Origin of the sequence: Sphingobium cupriresistens LL01, from assembly GCF_001046645.1 — a bacterium.
Lineage (GTDB): Bacteria > Pseudomonadota > Alphaproteobacteria > Sphingomonadales > Sphingomonadaceae > Sphingobium > Sphingobium cupriresistens.
Window position 1 is genome coordinate 597,227 of the sequence record NZ_KQ130434.1, and the last position, 19,410, is coordinate 616,636.

Genomic DNA, 19,410 nt, shown 5'->3' on the forward strand with positions numbered 1-19,410 from the left:
CGCCAGAGGATGGGGACATGGAGCGCGTCGCCGGACGGACCATCCGTCAGATCGCCTGCGAATGCTGGCTGTGGACCTCTCTACCATCGCTCAGCATGATGCCGGGACCGGCATTCAGCGCGTGGTGCGATCCCTGTGGGAACAGTTGCGGCAGGCGACTCTGCCCGGCTTCGAACTCGTAGCGGTCGCCGCGACGGTGAAGGGGGGCTATCGTCGCGCAGATTTGTCGGATGGGGGCATCGCCCTGCCGGACCCGAAGCAACCGCTGGTCGAACTGCAATCGGGCGATATCTTTCTGGGGCTGGATCTGGCGGCGCATCGGCTGTGGCGACACCGACGACAGGTAGCGCGGTGGCAGCGGCGTGGCGCAAGCATTGCCATGGTCATATATGATATATTGCCGCTGCGCCGCCCCGACTGGTTTCCGCCGAGCACAGCCCGCCATTTCGGTCGCTGGATCAGGATCATCGAACGGCATTGCGACACGGCGCTTTGCATATCGCAGTCGGTTTCGATCGATCTGGATGATGTGCTGCGCACGCGCCGGAGCAAGCGGCGGCCTGTGATCCGTCATGCCCTATTGCCGCTGAGCGGAGATATCGGTGCAAGCCGTCCCAGTCGTGGAATGGATGCGGACGGTCATGCGTTGCTCATGCGGATGCGGCGGCGCCCGACGATCCTGATGGTCGCGACGGTCGAGCCGCGCAAGGGCCATGCGCCGCTGCTGGACGCCTTTGATCGGTTGCAGGGGCGACTGGGCGAGCAGGCGCCCGACCTGGTGATGGTCGGAAGACCGGGTTGGCGGACGGAAGATGTCCAGCGGCGCATGACCGATCATGCCCGGACATGCGCTGGCTTCCATTGGCTGCGTGACGTATCGGACGAGTTCCTGACGGCTCTCTATGACAATGCGGCACTGGTGGTGGTGCCGTCGCTGGGCGAAGGCTATGGCCTGCCGATCGTGGAAGCGTTGCGCCATGGACGCAGGGTGCTGGCCCGCGATCTGCCCGTCTTTCGCGAACTGCAGCAACCAGGGCTGGACTATTTTCCCTCCGATGCCCCTGATGCCCTTGCCGACGCCATCATCGCATCGATGAATGCGCCGCAGCCACCCTCCATAAACTATGCTGGAGGATGGGATGAGAGCCTGGCCAGACTTTTGAAGGCGCTGGCGATCGCCCAGGCGCCAGCCGTAAACGATCGGCCCTTAGCTTCAGACATCAGCCCTGGGCTTTGATCGCTGCGATCATGACCCGCAAATTATGCCGCCAATGCGGCGCCGGGCCGCCGATCGCGGCGAAGGTTGCGCTCTTGTCCAGCACCGAATAGCTGGGGCGTTGGGCCGGTGTAGGATAGTCGCTGGTCGCTATCGGAATGATGACGGCCTGGTGCGTCAGCAGCCCGGCCGTGAGCGCTTCTTCCTGAATCGCGACCGCAAAATCGTACCAGCTGGCCGCGCCGCTGTCGGTATAATGATGCATACCCTTGGCGTCGGCGGCGAGCAGCCGCCATATCGCATCGGCCAGAGCCGGAGCATAGGTCGGCGTACCGATCTGGTCGGCGACTACCCGCACTTCGGGCCGCTCCCCCATCAATCGCAACATGGTGCGCACGAAATTGCCGCCTTCGGGGGCGTAGACCCAGGCGGTGCGCACGATCAGCGCATCCGGGCCAGCCGCTTGCTCGCCCGCCAGCTTCGAGCGACCATAAGCGCCCATCGGGTTGGTCGCAGCATTGACAGGATAGGGCGTGCCCGATGCGCCATCGAACACGAAGTCGGTGGAAACATGAACGAACCGCGCGCCTTGGCGCCGTGCCGCCGCCGCCAGATGGCCGGCGCCCGCACCGTTGATGGCGAAGGCGCGCTCTTCTTCCTGCTCTGCACGATCGACGGCGGTATAAGCCGCCGCGTTGACGACGATGTCGGGGCAATGGTCCGCAATTTGTTGCGTGACAGCCTCGGCGTCACTGATGTCCAGATCGGCCGAACCCAGGCATATCAATTCCGCGCCGACCGGGGCCGTGGCTTGAAGGCTGCGGCCCAACTGGCCATTGCAGCCGGTGATGACGATCTTCACGCGAACGCCTCTATCTCTGCCAACGTCTTGGCCTGTTGATCCTTGCCGGATAGCTGCGGTTCCAGCCCTTCCAACGGCCATTCGATGCCGATCGCGGGATCGTTCCAGAGCAGGCTATGGTCCGAAGCAGGCTCGTAGAGCGCCGTGCATTTATAGAGGAAGTCGGTGCCGTCCTCCAGGCTCACAAAACCATGGGCGAAGCCTTCGGGCACCCAGAACATCCGTTTATTGGCTGCGGACAGTTCGACGCCGACCCATTGGCCGAAATGCGGGCTGGAACGACGGATATCGACAGCAACATCCCACACGCGACCCGCCGCCACGCGCACCAGCTTGCCCTGCGGATTGGGATTTTGAAAATGCAGGCCGCGCAACACGCCACGAGCCGAGCGGCTGTGATTGTCCTGCACGAAATTGAGGTCGAGTCCCGCTTCGCGGAAGGCGGATGCGTTCCAGCTTTCCATGAAGAAGCCGCGATCGTCACCGAAGACGCGCGGTTCGATGATCAGCGGGCCGGGAATGGCGGTTTCTATGATTCTCACGCAATGGCTCCCTTGCCCGTGAGCAGGCCCATCAGATAATTGCCATAACCGCTCTTGAGCAGCGGCGTGGCGACCTTTTCGAGCTGGGCATCATCGATGAAGCCCTGGCGCCAGGCGATTTCTTCCGGGCAGCAGATTTTGAGGCCCTGCCGATCTTCGGTTACGCGCACATAGAGCGCCGCGTCCAGCAGCGAGCCATGCGTGCCGGTATCGAGCCATGCATAGCCACGCCCCATGATCTCGACCGACAGCGATCCTTCCTCCAGATAGAGGCGGTTGAGGTCGGTGATCTCCAGTTCGCCGCGCGGCGAAGGGGCAAGGTCGCGGGCGAAATCGACGGCGCGGCCATCGTAGAAATAGAGGCCGGTGACAGCATAGTTGGATTTGGGCGCGACCGGCTTTTCCTCGATCGTCTCCGCCCGCCCATCGGGGCCGAAGGACACCACGCCATAGGCGGTCGGATCGCTGACATAATAGCCAAAGACGGTGGCGCCCGTTTCACGCGCGCTGGCGTTGGATAGCAACTCCACCAAGCCATGACCGTAAAAGATATTGTCGCCCAGGACCAGGGTCGAGGGATTGGACCCGACAAAATCGGCGCCAATATGATAGGCCTGCGCCAGTCCGGCCGGTTCGGGTTGCACCGCGTAGGAAAGGGACAGGCCCATTTCCTCGCCGCTTCCCAGCAGGGCCTGGAATGCTGCAGCGTCATGCGGGGTCGTGATGATAAGAATTTCCCGAATCCCCGATAACATAAGTGTCGACAACGGGTAATAGATCATCGGCTTGTCATAGACCGGCATCAATTGCTTGGAGACGCCTTTAGTCAACGGATAGAGTCGGGTGCCTGAGCCGCCGGCCAATATTATTCCTTTGCGCACGATATTCTCCGATTGACGCCGTGCCGGCAGATTAGGGCAGGGTAGGGTGGAAAGCAAGAATCGTGGACGGCAGTAACCTTACTCCAAACCGCCCGCAATTGGCGAAGTCTATGTTGCTTCCTTTCCGCGCGGCGAATTATCGGCGTCCGATGGCGCGATTTCCAGCAGCATCAGTCGCGTCGGGCTGGGATGGGTTCGGCGCGGGCGGTCGCGATGCGGCGGGAAGGTCGGCCAGGCCAGCAGGAAATGCCGGTCCGGCAGCGCCAAGGGGACGTGGCTCCATTCCATGCCCTCGGGCAGGTCATGTTGCGCCAGCAGGTCATGGACAGCGTCCTGAGGCTGCTCGACCTCGTCCAGGCGAGCCAAGGTCCTGCCGTCCAGCCGTAGCAAGCTTTTGCGACCCAAGCGCGAGACGGGGGCGACGAGCCGCGATCCCTTCTGATAGGGCGGCGCCAGGGTGATTTCGAAATCCAATGTCCCTGGCCCCCCGAAATCCCAGCGATAGCCTGACCACTCGCTGGCTTGCGCAATTTCCCAGCGTCTTCGTTGGTAACGGGCCAGGAAAATCTGCGTCTGCCCGTTGGCGTCATATTTGTGGTAGGCGATGACGGGGCGGTGGAGATGGTCGAAGCCGATCAGCGTATTATTGTTGATTATGCCTCCACCTTGCGGAACGGGGTCCACGATCGGCGCATCGGCACAGGCGATCGGCAGGGTGAGCGGTTTCCCATTGGCCCGCTGCCAATGCACCAAGTCGCGACTCATCGCGTGGCAGAGGCTGTGATTGGTTTCCGCCATCCGCGTTTCGCGCCAGACCCAGACGAGATGGAACCAGCCATCCTCGCTCAGCACGGGACCTACCGGATAGGCGTTCCGTTCGCCGCCGCCGTCCAGGATCGGCGCGCCGGTCAGATTGCGCCAATTGCGTTCGCTGTCGTCGTAGCAATAATAGAGCGTATTGCCATTGCCGCTGCGACCGTCGCGAAACTTGAACACCAGGTCGCCGCCGGGCAGATGCAGAAATTCAGGATAGGTGACGCGACTTTCCTGTTCCGGCTCGACCAGAAACGGCGCTCGCGTCATCGTATCGATCTGGCCGGGTTGCGCCATGATGTGATAGTTGAGAGGCGAGACGTGCATGTTTGCGGCCATGTGGAGCCGACCATGCCCGTCTAGCGCCAACGCGATATATTTATGGCTGTCCCAGCCGACTTTCGATGGAAAGCTTCGAAACGACCAGTCACCGCCCGCCAGCAGGCGGCTTGCCAGCGTCAACATACGGTCGGCGTCATAATAGCCGATGTAGAGGCGCTCTTCATCGGCCGCCATGGCGAAATCCACAGGATGGCCCGACCAGACGCGATCGACGATTTGAGGCGGCGGGATCATGAACAAGTCTCACTGTGCGCCGGGATTCCCCGCCTCATGCCTATATCGACATGGCGCGGGGAAATCGGTGCGGCCTATGCGGCTGAGGCGGCCTTGGGCTGCAGGACGGCGAAAGACGCATCCTTGACGACCTTGCCTTCCACCCTGACGCCTTGCCAGCCGGACAGCAGCGTTTTAGCTTGGGCGATCGGGGCGACAATCATTCCGTCCTTGTTCAGCTTCGACGCCAGTCGCTTGGAGAAGGCCGCTTGGTCCTGACCCACCAGATCGACAAGATTGTTGGTTGGCTCGATCACGATCATGTCGAAATGTTTGTTGGCGATCCCGCCCATCTCGCGATCCATCAAGACGTGCCACGGCCCGCGGCCAAAGCCGCCGGACAGATAGGAAATCTCCTTGTTGGCGAACAGGGAGGATGTGCCCCAAGGCGTCGGGCAGAGATGCAGCGTCTGCAGTTCGCGCGTGACCCCGGCCTTGCGCAGCAATTCCACCGCCTGGCCAATCACGGAATTGAGGGGGGCGGCCGATGCGGCGCTGGCGCCGTCCGCATCATAGCATAGCGAACTGCGCAGCGAATGAGTCGTCGTCGCCCAATCCCATATTTGGGCGGCGCGCGCGTCGAAGCTGTAACTGGCGCCGATCCGCTGCCACAATTCATGCGCACGACCGAGTACGGAGGGATAATCGAGCAAATATTCTTCGATCGCGGCGCCGAAACTGTCCATATCGGACGCATAGAGGATGCCGTCGCCACACACCGATCTCAGTTCGGCAAACTCGTCAGTCAGGATCGGGGTTCCGCAGGCCAGGCAATCAAAGATGCGGTTGTTGATATAGCCGAAATGGGCCATGTCGCTCCAATGGTCGTTGAGCGTCAGGCGGGTTCGGCGATAAAATTCGGGCAGCGCGTCATTGTCGATATATTGCGATCGGACGAGATGACCCAGTCCCAGATTGCCCCAGTGACGGCCGACGACATGGACCGGCGTGCCGGCCCCCACCGCCCAACTGAGCACTTCGCGACGCACGCCGCGGCTGTTGGCGACGAAGGACACGTCGCGGCGCAGACTATCCTTGCCGTCGGCGAAGAACACGCTGGTGTCGGTGCATTGCCGCGCAACATCGACGGTCAGGCCAGGCAGGGCGCGGATCGCCTTATAATGGGTTTCCGACGCGACATAGACCATGTCGAACTTGGAAATTTCGTCATATTTGATCGTGCCGGGATGGCTGATGATCCAGATGAGCGACAATTTGGAGGGGGGCGGCGTGTAGCTGCGCTTTCCGCGCAGCATGATGACCATGTCTTCGCCGTCATCGGCGTCCCAGTTCGGCCAGAAATGCTGTACGACCGTAGCGCCCAGCTTTTCCAGGGACTTGGCGAGGGCCAGGCCGAAATGATAATCACCCCATTTTTCCAGGTTGGGACCGATAGGCGCCGGATTCTTGATTGCGATCTTCATGGCCTTATTTCCCCGCGAGCGTGCGGCGGCGATATTCGGCGAAGAATTCGGCAAAGCGTTCCGACACCGGATAAACCTTATTCTGTTCCAGCTTCGACACGCCTAGCGCAAAGGCCGGGAATACGGCCGGGTAGGAAAATTCGCGCTCGAAGAATTTGCGTGCCCGTTGCTGGCGCTTGGCCGTTTCTTCCGGCTGGTCAAAGACGCGGCGGATGGTCGCCACCAGCTTTTTCTGGTTGCCGAACGGCACGTTGAGCATCAGCCCTCGCGTCGCCAGGTCCGCCAGGTCGCTGGTGGGGGACGCGATGATCGTGGGTCCCATCGCCAGCGCGTCGGACATCTTGTATGGGCTCTGATACTGGCCCGCGGGCACATTGGGATCGAGCCACAGCACGATCAGGTCCGACGCCAGGTTGATGGCGGCCATCCGTTCGGGCGGCTGGGGCGGCAGCACGGTGATATTGTCGCGATGCTCCTTGCTCAGCTTCATCAGGTCGGGCGTGTCGCGGCTGCCAACCACCAGCAGCTTGTATCGCTGATCGCCCAGCGCATTGAGCAGATCGACCAGTTCGAAGATGCCCTTATGCTTGCGTACAAGGCCGCCGAACAGGATGATCCGATCGTCGGGCTTGAAACCCAATTCCTTGCGGATCGCATCGCGATCCATGTCCTCGGGGCGGTAGAGCGAATCATCCTTGATATTGCGCATGTACAGGCAGCGCCGGTCATAATGCAGGTTCAGGTTGATATTGTGCGTGAACACCGTCGGGATTTCGGCCACCAGCGGGTCGAGGATTTCCGACCAGATGAGTTCATAGGGTATCTTGGCCTTGTCGGCCGCGTTGAACAGGTCGGTCAATTGCTTCTGCGCATGGGCGTCGGTGGCCTTGGCGTTATTGACCACCGTCTCTAGGTCGTTGCATTCCAGCATCACGGGCTTGCCCGTGTGATAATTGGCCATCAAACCGAGGCCGAAGGATGTCAGCCGCGGCTTGACCGCATAGATGACGTCGCCGGTGATCGCTTCCATGCCCTTGGCGAAATTGCCGAAGAAGTCGGGAAAATTGCCGCCTTCGAAATATTTGCATTCGAATGGGGGCTTCTTGTCCGCCAGCGGCTGGAAGATTTCCTCGTCGAAAAAGCGATAGGAGATCATTTCGACCTCCACATGCTTGCTCAGCGCTTCGGCCACGCAATAGGCCTTGGCGAAATGGTTGCGGCTCATGTCCCACGACACGACCGACACTTTCTTCACCCAGGACGGCAGCTTGGCGGGCAGGCCGTTCTTGTAATAGCCCTCGATCTTGTCCGCGATGATCTTGGGGGACTTGGTGTCCTCCTTCTGCATCTTGGTTATCTGCTGGGCGTTGGCGATGCGTTGATAAAGGTTCAGCACCTGCGGCACCACGCGCGGTTCACGCAGCCAGCAATAGCGCGCGATCATGTCATAGTCCTGGCGACGCGCGAGTCGCTCGTCGAACCCGCCCAGCACATCGTAGAGCTGGCGGCGATGCATGAAGCTGTTAAGATCGACGAAAGGCAGGACGACCTGATCCTCCAAATGAAAGCCCTTGATCTCGGCTTTCTTGATACGGATCGTGTCTTCGCCGATGTCGATGTCGAAATAGCCGGCATAGGCCGACATATTGCCGGGCCAGTTGGCCAGTTCCTCCAGCATGATCTCCAGATAGCGGGGATGCCAGACATTGTCCGAATCAAGATAGGCGATGATCTCGCCCCGCGCGAGTTTGAGGCTGCTGTTGCGCGCTGCGGCAGCACCTTTTTGTTCCTGATGTCGGGTCAGGACGATGCGGGGGTCCTTGAACGACTTGATCACAGCGACGGTGTCGTCCTTGCTGCAGTCGTCGCAGATGATGAGTTCGAAATTCTTATAGCTTTGCGCCAGGGCCGATTGGATTGCGTCGTCGATCAGATCCTCGCGATTATGGGCGGGCATGATGATCGACACCAGTGGCCCGACCTTGGGCAGCTGTCCTTCGCGCGCCTGGTCGATCCGGGACAGCGTGGTCGTGATCTGCACGAAACAATCGAGCCGTGTCGTGCCGCGCGCCGCCAGCCGCAACCGCTCATAATAAGGCGTTTCGGTGTAGAGATTGCAGAATTTGTTGAGCGCACCGATCGCGCCATTGAAGATCAAACTTTCCGACACGGAGCGCTGGGTCGTGTTGAACGCTGCCGATTTCGCGTCGATCTTGGGAATCAAGGCGGATTTACCCTTGCCCGGAACGAAGGGCTTCGCGGGAGCAGCGGGCGTTTTCGCGTCTGTATGTGCCGGCTTGGCCGTTTTGGCGCTGGCCGGCTTGACGTCTGCTGCATTTTTCGGCGCTTCTACGGCGGTCTTGAGGGGTTCAGGAGCGGGCTTCGCCGACAGGGCAGGCTTGGCCTCAACCGCTGGGGGCGCTTTGGCCGCAGCCTTGGCTTCGGGCGCGGGCTTGGTTTCTGGAGCAGGCGTTGCCTGGGGTGCGGGCTGTGCCGGAGGCGTTTCGACCTTCTGCTCGGCGGGGCGGGGAGGTGGAGGGGACGCAGCATCTGTGGACTGGAAAGTGAAGGCGGGCGCCAGCCGCCGCTGACCGCCATTCAGCCATAGTTCGACCTTGTGCGATCCACCTTTCAGAAATTGTCCGGGAATGGCGATGCGGAAGCCGCACAGGCCGTTATTCACCCCGGCGCGCTCTAGGTCGGCACGATAATTATTGGCCGCGGCGAAGGCAACGAACTCACCGTCGATCATCGCCATCACTTCAGAGGGATGATTGGCGGGATCGAATACCCATCCGACCAGATTATTTTGCTGAACGCCGTCGAAATTGCCGTAGATAGTCGTGCTCATTCTTCCCCGCCCTTATATGCAACCACCTGTTGCCCACGCTTCATGTCATAATGATGTCGCGCAAGCGTGATGGCCCGCGCGCCGATGCGACCCAAATGCCCTCGCCCCAATTTGTCGGCCTTTTCTTGCTTATGTTGCAGCGCGGCGCAATAGCAGATGGTGTCAGCCCAACGCTAGACTCTGTCGTTTCGGCACCGGATTGAAACAGGTGAGGTGCCGTGATGATGCCAATTCAGTCTGGCAGGACGAGATAGATGGGGGAGGCGGGCGGTTTGCACGCCATCGGAGCTTTGGCGTCGCAGGCAGGCGCGCGGTCGCGATTCGAATCCTGCGCGAAATATTGCACGACCCCCGTCGTCGGCTTTCCGCTCGCCGCATCGATCACGGCGACCTTGCGCAACGTCGGCCGCAACAGGCCGCGCGGCAGGGGCAGGGCCGCCGCGATGCGCGTCGGCCGATCGGCGCCGTCGGCGGCCTGGCGCATTGGGCCTGACGGCGGGGCAAAGCGCAAGATTTGGGCTTTCGATTTCGGGAATGTGACCGTCACCGTACCCTTGCCTGGATCGAGATTGGCGATGCTGGTCACATCCGCACGCTGCCTGGTTCCGCGGCCCTGCACCGCCACCCTGGTCTTGCCGCTGGCCAGCCGTTTGATGCTCCAACCTCGCGCCGACGGGCGCGCCACATAGACGGCATTGGCGCCCGCTTCGTCATATTTGGTATAGGCGATCACCGGCTGTCCGCGACCATCAAGAGACAATGACGCGCTGGTGCCCAGTCCGTGATCGACGCCGGCATCATCCACGCTGCCGCCATTGTCCGGCGTGATCGGGCCGCGCACCACCTTGCCGGAGGCCTGTCGCCAGGTCTGAAAGTCGGTGGTGGACACGTAACTGACGCGGAAGTTGGTCGCCGTATCGGGGGTGCGGCGCCACACGATGGCGACATGGAAGCGGCCGTTCGCGTCCTGAACCGGATTGGTTGGATAGGCGCTTACCGGTCCATCCCGGTCGCGCGCAGCGAACAGCGCGCCGCCACTAAGTCTCGACCAACGGCCATTCTGCAACCGGTTGGCGACCCAGGCGCCGTTGCCGCTGCCGCCCGAACGGTAAAGGAACATCAATTGACCGTCAGCATTCTTCTGAAAGCGGGGATAGGTAACGCGCGCTTCGTCGCGTCCGATCATCGGCGCCAACGCGATACCCTGGGCTGAATCGGGGCGTGGAGCGCGCGCATAGACAAGCGGCGACGCATGCATGTTGCCGGCGACGTGCAGATATCCCTGCGGATCGAAAGCCATGAAAATGCCATTATGGCTATCCCAGCCGCCAAAGCGCGATGCGATGCGATTGACGCATATTTTCCGCTGCGCTGGCGCATATTCGGCGATGGCCAACTGTCGGGCGGCATCGAAATAGGCGAAATAATATTTGCCGTTGCGCCTTAGCGCCGGATAGCGGACTCGGACCCCGGACCAGGCTTCGCCAATGCGCACTATGTGCAGGCCTGCGCGCGCAGGTTCCGATGCCGCGACGCGGCATGTTTGCGCGCGGTCCTGCGGCGCGCCCGTGGCGGCTAGGCTGAAGGGGGCTGCGCTTATGAGCGACGCGAGGGCGAGGGGGAGTGACGCTATCATGCGGGACATAACTATCTGGACCTTCACCTTGTTTCGGCATGGACGCTGTTGGACGGGATGGTGACGGCCTCCCTTGCGGACCATCACGACATCCTTGCGCCTGCTTTCAAAGCCATGTCGATGATTCTTCGCTGGAAAGCAGGTGGTGACCGTGCCACATGGGGGCTGAATTGTAGATCGGTCGCATGGCGGCCATGTGAAATGGAAGATGAAGATGTCGGATCAGGAGGCGGGCAATTTCTTTTTCGACGCTGTCGCCCGCAAGAAGGACAAGCCTGCATCGATCGCCGTGATCGGTAATTCGCCGCGCTTGGGGCAGGACCGCAACGGCGAACGGATCGACGCGCATGATGTGATCATCCGCGTCAATGACGGTCGTACCACCGGTTTCGAGGAATTTGGCGGATCGCGCACCGACATCCGTTTCGTCGGCGTGCCGCTCAAGGAGCGTTATTGGGATTTCTTCCGGGAATTGGACGAGCCGTCGACCATCATAACCCGCGTCGAAAACGAGCCAGTCCTCAAAAATTTGGGCTATGCGGGTGAACCGGTCTATTATCCCAACCGGGATGTGCATACCCATGCGGCGCTGCCCATTCTCTCGCGCTATGTCGAGACGGGCGCCTATCCTAAAAAGCCGCCGCGGTCGGGCATCGTGATCCTGTCTTTCCTTTCGCCCTTCTTCGAAAAGGGCGTTCCCATTTCCCTGTTCGGTTTTGAGATTGAGCCGCGCAACGGCGGTGAGGAGCATTATTACAAGGATGGCCGCGATTTCGGCCGGGCGTTGCAGCATTGGGATGATGCGCACTGTCCGATGGAAGTGGAGTTTGCCGTTCTTGGCCGGCTGCGTGACAAAGGGTATATCCGCTTCTTCTAGAGCGGTCGATCAAACGATCTTATTTGTTGGTTTTGTACGATTTCCCGGTCATCATATGGCCGAATCTGATTGGAAACCGTTCTGATAAATGAAAAAGGGTGCCAAGTGGGCGACGTAGAAATAAAGAACGGGGTTATCATAGGGAAGAAGGGCGAACTGTTCTTGGCTGATGGCCAGCATCGCCCGATGGACTTCATCACCGGCAAGGTCGATGTCGCGGAAACTTCGATCATGAACTTCCAGGCGAACCTCGTAGCGCGTGCGGAACATGCCGCGAGCTGCGGCGCGCGCCATGTTCATCTCGTCGCGCCGGACAAGCATACGGTGCTCAACGAGTCCTTCCCGATCGAAAATCCGGTGATATTGGGTGATATCTATCGGCAGCGCGTGCGCGCGCCCTTCCTGTTTCCCACAGAAAAACTGCGCGCGCTTGAGGGTGGCGGCTACGGGTTTGCTGATACGCACTGGACCTGGAGCGGCCGGTTGGCGGCGGTCGAGGAGATCGTGCTGGGCTTTGGTTTGGACGAAGCGATGGTGCGCGAGCAGATCGCCGCACTCGCCAAGCTGATCCGACCGCGCGCGGAACAGATCGCAGGCGATCTCGGCAAGCGGTTCAAGCCGCCTGTCATGCAACCTAATGAGACGCTGGCGGCGAACTGGAAAGTCCACAAATTCGATAATCATGTGACCAGCGGCAATGACGGCCGCATCAACCTGTTGATCAGCGAGCATCCCAACGCGCAGGGACGCATCGTCATTTTTGGCGATTCCTTCATCGCCCAGGCGCTCTCGCTGTTCACCGTCTTCTTCAAGGACGTCCTGTTCTGCCGGACGCAATATTATCACCGCGAGATCATGGTGGGCGCGCGGCCCAACTATGTCCTCACGGAAAATGTCGAGCGTTATCTGAGCAATGTCCGTCCTGACGAGGAAGCGCCGCCGCTGCTGCTGATGGCGATGTTGCGCGGCAATCCGGTCCATTATGAAAAGAGCGACCTGGACGCCTTTTCCGCGGTCCTGTCGGGTCATGGAACGCGCTATAAAGGGCTGGTGGAAAAGCTGAAAGCCGCATAATGGATAGGATGCCGCCGCTGTGTCGGTGGTGCTGGCGTGTTGGCGATGCGCCCGGACAGTCATGCAAATCAAGGATCGGGGGCTAGGTGTCGATTTCATCCGTGCTGGAAGATAGTTGGGCTCTTGTCCGGGACAATCTTGACCAGACCGTCTCGTTGCGGCGCGAGATCACATGGAAGCCCGACGGCAGCCCGGTGACGCAGGCCGATCTGTTTCAGGAAAAGCTGATCGCCGACTTTCTACGGGCGCGCCTGCCCGACGTGACCTTGATCGCCGAGGAAAGCTATGTCGCGGGGCAGGATATGCAGTCCGGCTGGGTCGCGGTGCTCGATCCGATCGACGGCACTGAAAATTTCTGCTCCGGCCTGAAGGAATGGGGCGTGGCGCTGTCGATCTGGCGCGATGGCGCGCATCAGGGCAGCGCATTGATGCTGCCGGAAATGGGCGATATCCTGATGTCCGGCATGTCGATCCCGACGTACAAGTCTCGGATCGTCGGCCTGTCTTCGTCCTATAACGCGGAAATCGGCGCCATCCTGGCTGACAATCCCGAAGGGCGCGTCATGGGGTGCGCCGTCTATAATATGTATAATGTCATACGCGGAGCCTATGCGCGTTTCGTCAACCCCAAGGGAGCCTATTCCTGGGATTTGTTGGCGGGTGTAGCGCTGGCCCATGAAGCCGGTTGCGCGGTATTTCTCGAAGGAGAACCTTATCATGGACAATTTCTCGACCCCGATAAGCGCCATCGCGTCGACATATGGCACCGACACGATCTTCATCCTGGGCAAGGGCCCGTCGGCTGACGATGTTCCCGCGGAAGTCTTCGCGGGATCGCTGGTAATCGGCATCAATGACGCAGAGCGCATTTATCCGGCCGATATTTCGATTTTCCATGCCGACTGGGTGAAGCAGTCGCTGGCGGAAAGCGGTGAGCGCGCGCGCCTCTATCTGACGTCCACAGATTTTCGGTCTAAGGTCGCAGACGTGGTGCGGGCCGAGCATGTCCCGCTCAGCCAGGAAGGCGGTGACCTGATGATGCAGCGCCTGCTCGGCGGCGATTTCGTCATCGAGGACGTGCTGCTGATTTCCGCGTTGCAGGTCGCCCGCAAAGTGGCTGAGGCGCGCGGGCGGTCGCAGACTGTCTATCTGGTCGGATTCGATTTCCGCGCCGACATGGGCAGCGCCCATTCGCTGGGCCGTTCTTACGAGAATGACACGGCGGATCAGCGGCGGCTACGCATCGACATGCAGGAAAATTTTCTGCTGAACGCGCTCTACATGCTGCGCGGGACCAATCTCGACGTGGTGCATGTCGGCGATCGTTCCTATTCACGCATGACGACCACCGACCTGCGTCACGAGTTTTTGCCTGGCGGCGGCGAAGCGGAGCGCGCCTGGAATGTGTCCGTCATTGCCGAATTGACGACCAACCATTTCGGCGACCGCGGCAGGCTCGAACGGATGGTGCGCGCGGCAAAGGCGGCAGGCGCCAATTTCGTCAAGTTTCAGAAGCGCGATGTGGAAAGCTTCTACTCGCGTGAACAGTTGGCGGCGCCCTACAAGTCACCATTTGGGAAGACTTTTGGAGATTATCGCCATCAGCTGGAACTCAGCGATGACGACTTCGCCTATCTGGATGGGCTGTGCAAGCAACTGGGTATCCAGTGGTTCGCATCGGCGCTGGACGCCAAATCCTATCGCGAACTGATGGATCTCGGTTCGGCGATGATCAAGCTGCCGTCGACCATTTCGGAACATACCGACTATCTGTCGATGGTGGCGCAGACCTGCGATCGCCCGATCGTGTTGTCGACCGGCATGACCGACAAGGCGTTCGAACATTGGGTGCTCAACACCTTCAGGAACAGCCCCCAACTATATCTGCTGCAATGCAATTCGGCCTATCCGACCCCGGCGGAAGACTGCAATGTCGGCGTGGTCCGGCATTATGACCGGTTGTCGCGCGACCAGCCCCAAATCGTGGCGGGCTATTCCAGCCATGACGCAGGCTGGTTCGGCTCGGCCCTGGCGGTCGCAGCCGGCGCACGCATGGTCGAAAAGCACGTCAAGCTGGGCAACACCGAGTTTGCGCATTTCGATGCCGTGGCGCTGGACCTGACCAAGTCGGAATTCAAGGATTATGTCGCCAAGGTCCGCGAAGCGGAGATCGTCGTGGGGTCCGAGGAGAAGGATATCCGTCCCAGCGAGCATCATAAATATCGCGTGGCGGCGGCCGAATAAAATTTGGCCGCCGTTGTCGTCCAGCCATGGTTGTCATGGCATGGACGCAATTATAGCGCGTGGTCGTCCCTGTGCGAGCCGCGCATCAGAATGAGGGCATATTCTTCATGTCGAAGTCCAGTCGAATAGTCGCGCTGATGATCGGGCGGGGCGGCAGTTCGCTCAAGGGCAAGAATGTCCTGCCTGTCCATGACGTGCCCCTGATGGTATGGGCTGCGTCCGCGGCCCACCGCAGCGCGCATATCGGTCGCTATTATGTCAGCAGCGATGATGACGAGATATTGGAGACGGGTCGCAAGGCGGGTTATACCTCGATCCGTCGCCCGGATGAACTGGCCAGCGCGACGGCGCAAAGTTCGGACGCCGTGCGCCACGCCATGAAGTTGATCGAGGCGGAGGGCGACGTCGATATCGTGGTCGTCCAGCATGCCAATGTCGGCACCATCACCGAACGGATCATTGACGATTGCATCGAAGGTCTGTTGCAGGATCCGTCATTATCTTCGGTCGTGCCGTGTCACGACATGTCCGAATATCATCCTTATCGCGGCAAGACCGTGCTGGAGGACGGCACCCTGTCGCCCTTCGTGCCAGGATCGGGCAATGCGTCCGCCAACCGCCAGGAATTGCCGCCCTGTTTGTTCTTCGACCATTCTATCTGGGCGCTGCGCGCATCGGCGATTTGGGACAAGGATGGGCAGGGACCCTGGCCAGTGATGGGGCAGCGGATCAAGCCCTACATCACCGAGGGCTGTTTCGACGTCCACACGCTTGAAGACGTCGCCAAGACGGAAGCTTGGATCACCGCCAACGGCGTGGCCAAGCCGGTCTATCCATTGGCATGACCGCTCCGGACGACAAGGGTTCTCATGGCCTTTATGCCGGCCGGCCATTCATGAATCATGTGCCGCGCTTGGCGTCATAGCGGCCCTTACAGGCCGCCAGCCATTCGGGTTTTGCAATTGACACGGCCTGACGGGCCAGTGCAAGTTTCGGCAACTTAAGTTATAGTGGGGCAAGATTAGTGTCGAGTGGTCCTAAGTCGATAACCACATCCGGGCCGCAGAACGCGAAAAGCGTCGAAATAGAGAATAAAACGCCGGCCAAGCCTTCGGCGGTGAAGGCGAAGACGCCGACGATCATGATTACCGGCGCGCCATTGTCAGGTGGCGGCGTGCTGACGCGAATCTTGTCACTATTGGGTTGCGCCGCGCCGTCGACGCTTGCTCCCGCAAAGGCCGAACAGGGCGCCGAACCCTGGGAGTCGCAGCCGTTGGGCGATATCAACGCCCAATTGCTGGCTGCCGCCAAAACCGAATGGTCCGATTGGCGCGGCGTCGATCTAACGACCATCTCGACAGCCGATCATGCGCGCCTGAGCGACGCGGCGCGAGGCGTGCTGAAGACTGAATTTCCGGGCGATCAGGCGCGCGTGTTCAAGGACCCGCGCAACAGCCTGCTGCAATCCTTCTGGACCGACCTATTGGGCGATCGGTCCAGGCAGATGGCGATCATCATGATCCGTAATCCGATAGAGGTGTCTGGATCGCTGTCGCAACATTTTGGTGTCGAACCACTTCAAGGCACCTTACTTTGGTTGCGCTACACGCTCGATGCCGAGCATGGCAGTCGGACTTTGAAGCGCATGTTCGTCAGTTATGACGATCTTCTGCAATCGCACCGGGCGCAGATCGAACGCCTCGAAACCGGCTTGGGCCTGACCTTGCCCAATTCCACTGAGCGTGCTTTTGTGGAAGTGGCCAATTATCTGTCGGGCTCGTTGCGCAACCACCGCGACACTAACGATATATTCCGTCCTCTGCCTCATGCGAGCGAATGGGTTGCCAATGTGTACCGCATCATGCGGTCCTGGGTGCTCCATGGGGAAAATAGGGCGGACCATGCTGTTTTGGACGCCATCCGCGCCGAGATGGGCCGGGCAGCCGTCATTTTCGCGCCAGTCGTGCGTGATCATGCCATGCAGGCTCGCAAGCTGGGCAGCATCTCTGGAAAGCTCGCAAAGGAAGAGGCGGGGCGCGCGAGCGAGCGCAAGAAACTCGACCAGACCATTGAGGAGTTGCAACAGAAACTCGCAGCCGCTGGCCCGCAGGCGGACGTCGCCAAGTGGGAAAAGGAACTGAGCGACAAGAACAAAACCGTCAAGGCGTTGCAAGAGGCGGTCGCCAAAAGTGATGCGCAGATCGCAGAATTGACCGCCACGCTAGACGAGCGGCAGGTGAAAATTTCATCGTTCCGCCGCGAACTGCAAAAGCGCGAAGCTGCGCTTGCCGAGAATTTGGCGGCGCAGGACGCATTGAAAGCGCAATTGTCTCAATCGATGTCCGAGGCGGACCGGGCCAAACGCCTCTGCGCCGATCTGGAAAAGGAAGCGGGCACGGCAGGTGAAAAAGCGGCGGCGCTCCAGGCGCAGCTCGCGGAGGTGACGGCCACAACGACGCAGCAGCAGGCCGAAATCAGCGCCTTGCGTGCAGCGGCTGCGTTGCATGAAAAAGCGCTGGCGGATCGCGATGGTCTGATGAAGGGGGCGATGGAGGCGCGCGACGGCGCCGATGGCCGCCTCGCCCAGTTGACCGAGAAATTCACCGAGCAACTTACCGCTTATCAAGTGCTGATGCAGGAAAAGTCGGCGGTCGAGGTCGAACTGGTGCGGTCGGGCATCGCGTTGGAGAAAGCAGGTCATGACCTTGCTTGGGTCGAGGGCGAGAAACAGGGCCTGCGTCGTGATATCGCGGACCGGGATGGCCAACTGGAACGGCTGCAGGCTGAACTGGAAGCCGCGCGCGAGCAGAATATCTCTGGTGGCGAGCGCGCGACTGCCCTCGCCAATGATTTGGCGCAGCGTGGCGACGAGTTGACCGCTGTGAAGAGCGCTGCGGATTCGCTGCAAAAGGCCTTGGACGAGCAGAGTGCGGCTTTCGCAGCGACCCAAGATGAACTGGATAAGGTGAAAGCCGAACAGCGCGTCGCGGCGGAAACCGGTGATAGGCAGGCGGCGCAAGCCAAGGATGCCATTGCCGCTCTCGAAAAATCCATAACCGATCGCGATGGCCGCATAGCTGCCGCGGAAGACCAGCTTGCAACGCTGGGCGTCGATGTTACGCGGCTTCGGGAGGAGCGGGATGGGCTGCTCCAACAGCGAGATGCCGACGCGGAAGGGTTGAAGAATGCACAAGCGGCGCTGGCCGAGCAGGAAAATTTGCTGACTGCGCTCAAGCGCGATAGCGAGAGCAAGGCCGAGCAATTGTCCATGCAGGCAGCGCAGATGATTGCGTCGCGCGCCAAGCAGACGCAACTGCAGCAGGAGCGGTTGGCGATTGGGGACCAGCTCAAACAGGCGCATGAAGAACTGGAGCAGGTGCGTGGCGACCTGACCGTGCGCGAGGATGAAGCCGAAAATCTCGCCCAATATCTGGAGGAGCGGCAACGTGATCTGGATGCCGCGCGCGCGCAGGCGGCCAAGGATCAGGAAGTATTTAACCAGCAATTGCAACAGGCGCGCGCTGATGCGCAAGGGTTGGAGCGCCAACTCCTGCAGACCCGCGGCGAAGCGCAGGGCCTGAAGAATGAGAAGGCGGAAATGGAGCAGCTGCTCAAGCTCCGCCTGGATGAAGTGGTCGCGCTGAAACGGGACGTAGAAGTGCGCGATGGCGCGTTGACCGAACATAGCGCGCGCCTCAAGGACGTTGAAAGCAATCTGGCGCAGACCCAGAGCGCGCTGTTGCAGCGGCAGTTGGAAACCGAAGAGGCGGCGGAGGAACTGCGCTTCCTGCGCAGCCAGTTGAAGGAAGAACAGGAGGCGAGAGGCGCCAAGGAAGAGCAACTGCGCCTGACAGACGAGAAGCTGGAAAAGTCCCAAGCTGAATTGCTTGCTGAGAAGGACCAGTCGGCCAAGGCCGAACTGGATCATGAAAAGACGCTGCAGGCGCGTTTCCAGGAAATCGCCCTGCTGATGACCGCGCTCAAGGAGGCGCAGGAGAAAGAGACGGACCTCGCCCATCTCAGAGTCGTTCGACATGAATTGTCGCGCCGCACGGATTCGCTCTATCTGCTTTTCGTGCGCGTCATGGATGCGTTGCTTGCGCAGGTGGCGTCGCCGCTGCTGCCTCGAAAGGTCAATCTGCGCCGCCAGCAGGCCGTGCTTGAAAAATACGGCTTGTTCGACGCAGGCTGGTATCTGGAAAACAACCGGGATGTCTATGACGCTGGCATGGATGCGACGGCCCATTTCGTCGCTTTCGGCCTGCAGGAAGGGCGGACGCCCAACCGGGCGGTGGATGACCTGCGTCGCAGCGCCGCGGTCATGGCGGAAGGCAAGGGGCGGTAACGGCAAATCAGTGCCGTGCCATATATTAAA

At 60.5% G+C, this 19,410-nt stretch carries 14 protein-coding genes; 7 read left to right on the forward strand and 7 right to left on the reverse strand.

Annotation, left to right across the window (positions count from 1 at the left end; genetic code table 11):
• The first annotated feature begins 61 nt into the window (after positions 1 to 61).
• A complete protein-coding gene (locus V473_RS02935) occupies positions 62 to 1,237 on the forward strand; it encodes a glycosyltransferase family 4 protein (RefSeq protein ID WP_066600372.1) in 1,176 nt (391 codons plus the stop codon).
• Here V473_RS02935 and rfbD read toward each other — a convergent pair.
• The 7 genes from rfbD to V473_RS02970 all read right to left on the reverse strand — a co-directional run bounded on the left by rfbD (position 1,221) and on the right by V473_RS02970 (position 10,699).
• Positions 1,221 to 2,078, reverse strand: coding sequence for a dTDP-4-dehydrorhamnose reductase (rfbD, locus tag V473_RS02940; protein ID WP_066600374.1), 858 nt, complete (start codon positions 2,076 to 2,078; stop codon positions 1,221 to 1,223). The two genes, V473_RS02935 and rfbD, sit on opposite strands and share 17 nt — an antisense overlap.
• Complete coding sequence (gene rfbC, locus V473_RS02945) at positions 2,075 to 2,620, reverse strand: dTDP-4-dehydrorhamnose 3,5-epimerase (RefSeq protein WP_066600378.1); 546 nt, start codon at positions 2,618 to 2,620, stop codon at positions 2,075 to 2,077. The genes rfbD and rfbC overlap by 4 nt, the downstream gene beginning before the upstream one ends.
• The gene (gene rfbA, locus V473_RS02950) at positions 2,617 to 3,501 is read right to left on the reverse strand and encodes a glucose-1-phosphate thymidylyltransferase RfbA (protein WP_066600382.1); all 885 of its coding nucleotides are present in this window, start codon (positions 3,499 to 3,501) and stop codon (positions 2,617 to 2,619) included. Before rfbA ends, rfbC begins: the two co-directional genes overlap by 4 nt.
• Before the next feature lie 108 nt (positions 3,502 to 3,609).
• A complete protein-coding gene (locus V473_RS02955) occupies positions 3,610 to 4,890 on the reverse strand; it encodes a BNR repeat-containing protein (protein WP_066600384.1) in 1,281 nt (426 codons plus the stop codon).
• 74 nt (positions 4,891 to 4,964) lie between these two features.
• On the reverse strand, positions 4,965 to 6,353 hold the full coding sequence (locus tag V473_RS02960; protein ID WP_066600386.1) for a glycosyltransferase family protein: 1,389 nt from the start codon (positions 6,351 to 6,353) through the stop codon (positions 4,965 to 4,967).
• Between the two features lie 4 nt (positions 6,354 to 6,357).
• On the reverse strand, positions 6,358 to 9,204 hold the full coding sequence (locus V473_RS02965; protein WP_066600388.1) for a glycosyltransferase: 2,847 nt from the start codon (positions 9,202 to 9,204) through the stop codon (positions 6,358 to 6,360).
• Positions 9,205 to 9,436: 232 nt separating this feature from the next.
• The gene (locus V473_RS02970) at positions 9,437 to 10,699 is read right to left on the reverse strand and encodes a BNR repeat-containing protein (protein WP_169793906.1); all 1,263 of its coding nucleotides are present in this window, start codon (positions 10,697 to 10,699) and stop codon (positions 9,437 to 9,439) included.
• A 355-nt stretch (positions 10,700 to 11,054) separates the two neighbouring features.
• Here V473_RS02970 and V473_RS02975 point away from each other — a divergent pair, with 355 nt between their 5' ends.
• The 6 genes from V473_RS02975 to V473_RS03000 all read left to right on the forward strand — a co-directional run bounded on the left by V473_RS02975 (position 11,055) and on the right by V473_RS03000 (position 19,380).
• Positions 11,055 to 11,717, forward strand: coding sequence for a glycosyltransferase family 29 protein (locus V473_RS02975; RefSeq protein ID WP_216628547.1), 663 nt, complete (start codon positions 11,055 to 11,057; stop codon positions 11,715 to 11,717).
• 162 nt (positions 11,718 to 11,879) lie between these two features.
• Positions 11,880 to 12,791: an alginate O-acetyltransferase AlgX-related protein gene (locus V473_RS02980; protein ID WP_148648313.1), complete on the forward strand. Its 912-nt coding sequence runs from the start codon at positions 11,880 to 11,882 to the stop codon at positions 12,789 to 12,791.
• Between the two features lie 86 nt (positions 12,792 to 12,877).
• On the forward strand, positions 12,878 to 13,597 hold the full coding sequence (locus V473_RS02985) for an inositol monophosphatase family protein (RefSeq protein WP_082678961.1): 720 nt from the start codon (positions 12,878 to 12,880) through the stop codon (positions 13,595 to 13,597).
• Positions 13,509 to 15,035, forward strand: a complete 1,527-nt coding sequence (locus tag V473_RS02990; RefSeq protein ID WP_066600405.1) for an N-acetylneuraminate synthase family protein — start codon at positions 13,509 to 13,511, stop codon at positions 15,033 to 15,035. Before V473_RS02985 ends, V473_RS02990 begins: the two co-directional genes overlap by 89 nt.
• 107 nt (positions 15,036 to 15,142) lie before the next feature.
• Positions 15,143 to 15,880 carry an acylneuraminate cytidylyltransferase family protein gene (locus V473_RS02995; protein WP_148648314.1) on the forward strand — a complete coding sequence of 246 codons (738 nt, stop codon included), beginning with the start codon at positions 15,143 to 15,145 and terminating at the stop codon, positions 15,878 to 15,880.
• Positions 15,881 to 16,152: 272 nt separating this feature from the next.
• Positions 16,153 to 19,380, forward strand: a complete 3,228-nt coding sequence (locus V473_RS03000; RefSeq protein WP_066600410.1) for a sulfotransferase family protein — start codon at positions 16,153 to 16,155, stop codon at positions 19,378 to 19,380.
• Positions 19,381 to 19,410: the final 30 nt, after the last annotated feature.